Source organism: Spirillospora sp. NPDC049652 (genome assembly GCF_040675125.1).
GTDB lineage: Bacteria > Actinomycetota > Actinomycetes > Streptosporangiales > Streptosporangiaceae > Spirillospora.
Genome location: NZ_JBFAOF010000828.1, coordinates 1 through 3,285, shown reverse-complemented (window position 1 = coordinate 3,285; position 3,285 = coordinate 1). Strand labels below are relative to the sequence as shown.

Genomic DNA, 3,285 nt, shown 5'->3' with positions numbered 1-3,285 from the left:
CTCCCGCTCGGCCGGACCCGGCAGCCGCGACTCCACCTCACGGACGGCCCCGGGGCTCAGCAGCGGCCGCCAGCGTCCGAACAGCTCGTACAGGCCGCGCGCCTGCCGCGCGTTCAGGGCGCCGGCATCGACGACGTCCAGTTCGTTCGCGACGGTGAGCTCCGCGAAATCCCGTCTGTCGCCCTCCGACAACGCGAGCGGCTCGCCCGTGAACCGGTCGACGAACTCCCCGCCGCCGACCAGCCCGGGGTAGGACCGCGCGCGATCACAACAGCCGTACACGTAGACCAGCCGCTCAGCGGCCGTCCCGATCACGTCGGCCAGCTCGTCCCGCCGCGCCGCGTCTCCCAGCGCGACGGCGAAGCCGTCCGTGCCGTAGAAGGCGTGGCACAACCCGGCGGACAGCAGGTCGCTCCGGCCGCCCCACTCGTCGAGCCGCGCGCGGACCCGGCGCAGATGCGCCAGCAGGGTGCCGCCGGGATGGGCGATCTTCCCGGCGCCCTTGCTCTCCAGCAGTGCGATCGCGTTCCCCATGAGCGCCCCCAGCCGTTACTGAGCCATGTCGACGAACCTGCTGTAGTGGCCCTGGAACGCCACGGTGACCGTGGCGGTGGGGCCGTTACGGTGCTTGGCCACGATCAGGTCGGCCTCCCCCGCGCGGGGGGACTCCTTCTCGTAGGCGTCCTCGCGGTGCAGCAGGATGACCATGTCGGCGTCCTGCTCGATGCTTCCCGACTCGCGCAGGTCGGAGACCATCGGCTTCTTGTCGGTGCGCTGTTCGGGACCACGGTTCAGCTGCGACAGCGCGATGACGGGGACCTGCAGCTCCTTGGCCAGCAGCTTCAGCGACCGGGAGAACTCCGACACCTCGACCTGGCGGCTCTCCACGCGTTTGCCGGACGTCATCAGCTGCAGGTAGTCGATGACCACCAGGCGCAGGTCGTGCTGCTGTTTCAGCCGCCGTGCCTTCGCGCGGATCTCCATCATCGACATGTTCGGCGAGTCGTCGATGAACAGCGGCGCCTCGGCGACCTCGCTCATCCGGCGGGCGAGGCGGGTCCAGTCCTCGTCCTGCATGGTGCCCGAGCGCATCGCGTGCAGCGCCACCCGCGCCTCGGCCGACAGCAGCCGCATCGTGATCTCGTTGCGGCCCATCTCCAGGCTGAAGAAGGCCGAGGTCAGGCCGTGCTTGATGGACGCCGCCCGGGCGAAGTCGAGCGCGAGCGTCGAGTTGTGCGTGGGCACCCGCGACCGTCCGACCAGGTACATGTGGTCGGCGTTGTCGACCTGGACGCACCGGACGGGCACGCTCGGCACCGGCCGGACGTCCACGATCTTGGTGACCCGCTCGCCCGGGCCGTCGATGACGTGGACCTCGTCCAGCGTGGCCGCGATCCGGTCGGTGGTGCGGACGGCGGTCTCTCCCGCCACGCTGGTGCGCCACTGGTGCTGGGCGTCGGCGACCACGACCTCGCCGCACGAGAACTCGACCTCGTAGCAGGGCCGGCCGTGCATGACCTCGGTGGCGGCGACGACGCGGGTGGGCAGGCCGTCCGCGTCGAGCACCTCGTCGCCCACCTCCAGGGCGCCCATGGTCGTCCAGCCCGCCGGGGTCGGGACGGGCGTGGCCAGGCCCAGCGCCTTGCCCATCGCGGGACGGGCGGCGACGACGATCATCTGGCCGGGGTGGAGGCCGTTGGTGAGGGCGTCCAGGTCGGCGAAGCCGGTCGGGACGCCGACCATCTGCCCGCCGCGGCTGCCGATGGCCTCGATCTCGTCCAGGGCGCCCGGCATGATCTCCGAGAGCGGGACGTAGTCCTCGCCGGAGCGCTTCTCGGCGATGGCGAAGACCTCGGCCTGGGCGCGGTCGAGGATCTCGTCGGCGTCGGCGCCGTCGGCGTTGTAGCCCATCTGGACGATGCGGGTGCCGGTCTCGACGAGCTTGCGCAGCACCGAGCGCTCGCGGACGATCCGGGCGTAGTAGCCGGCGTTGGCGGCGGTGGGCACCGAGGAGATGAGGGTGTGCAGGTACGGGGCGCCGCCGACGCGGCCGATCTCGCCGCGCTTGGTGAGTTCGCCCGCGATGGTGACGGCGTCGGCCGGGTCGCCGCGGCCGTAGAGGTCGAGGACGGCGTCGTAGATGATCTGGTGCGCGGGACGGTAGAAGTCGGCCGTCCGCAGCACCTCGATCACCTCGGCGATCGCGTCCTGGGACAGCAGCATGCCGCCGAGCACGCCCTGCTCGGCCGCGATGTCGTGCGGCGGTGTCCGCTCGAACTCCCGGTCGCCGGGTTCGAGTTCGGAAACACTCATCCCGGGCACACCCCCCTCACCTCGGGCGCCTGGCGGCCCCGTCCGCCTCGTCGCCGTCCAGCCACATCTATCCCAGGGCTCTGACATTCTCCCGACCCGCCGGGCCGGCGACAAAAGGATCTGTGGACGGGCCTGTGGAGTCCCTGTGCAGACACGCCGTGAAGGTTGTGCACGACCTGTGGACAACCCTGGGGAAATCTCCGGCCGGTTCTCCACAGCGCGCTTTTGACCTGCGAGAACACTGTCCACCGGGTGTGTGGGAAAGAAAGTCGGGCAAGTCGCCCGAAGTAAGGGGCGTACGATGAACGACGATTACCTACCGCCGGCGTGACGAGGACCATGAGCGCATCCCGCAAGCAGGACCGCGAGATCCTGCGGCTGGCCGTGCCCGCCTTCGGCGCGCTGGTCGCCGAACCCCTGTTCCTGCTGTCGGACTCGGCCATCGTCGGCACGCTCGGCACCGCCCAGCTCGGCGGCCTCGGAGTCGCGAGCCAGCTCCTCAACACCCTGGTGTACCTCTCGGTCTTCCTCGCGTACGGGACGACGGCGGGCGTCGCACGCCAGATCGGCGCGGGCGACGTGCGCGCCGGTATCCGGCAGGGCGTGGACGGCATGTGGCTCGCCCTCGCCATCGGCGTGGCGGTGCTCGCGGTCGGGCTGCCCCTGGTCCCGTGGCTGGTGGGGGTGTTCGGCGCGTCGCCCGAGGTGGACCCGTACGCCCGCACGTACATGGCGGTCAGCCTGTTCGGCGTGCCGTCCATGCTGGTGGTGCTCGCGGGGACGGGCGTCCTGAGAGGGCTCCAGGACACGCGCACCCCGCTCCTCGTCTCCGTCGGCGGATTCTCCCTCAACCTCGCGCTGAACGCCGCGTTCGTGCTGGGCTTCGACTGGGGCATCGCCGGATCGGCCTGGGGGACGGTCATCGCCCAGACGGGCAGCGCCGCCGTCTACGTGGCCGTCGTCGCGCGCGCG

The 3,285-nt window shown here is 71.1% G+C and carries 3 protein-coding genes; 1 reads left to right on the top strand and 2 read right to left on the bottom strand.

Features of this window, described 5'->3' with window-relative positions; translation table 11 throughout:
* Together AB0J52_RS33360 and dnaB are read right to left on the bottom strand one after the other, a co-directional pair.
* On the bottom strand, positions 1 to 534 hold a 534-nt coding region (locus AB0J52_RS33360), incomplete at its 3' end, for a DUF6817 domain-containing protein (RefSeq protein WP_500186851.1).
* A 15-nt stretch (positions 535 to 549) separates the two neighbouring features.
* Positions 550 to 2,313 (bottom strand): replicative DNA helicase, encoded by a 1,764-nt coding sequence (gene dnaB, locus AB0J52_RS33355; RefSeq protein ID WP_500186850.1) that lies wholly within the window; start codon positions 2,311 to 2,313, stop codon positions 550 to 552.
* A 339-nt stretch (positions 2,314 to 2,652) separates the two neighbouring features.
* Between dnaB and AB0J52_RS33350 the strand changes: the two genes are divergently transcribed.
* On the top strand, positions 2,653 to 3,285 hold a 633-nt coding region (locus AB0J52_RS33350), incomplete at its 3' end, for an MATE family efflux transporter (protein WP_500186848.1).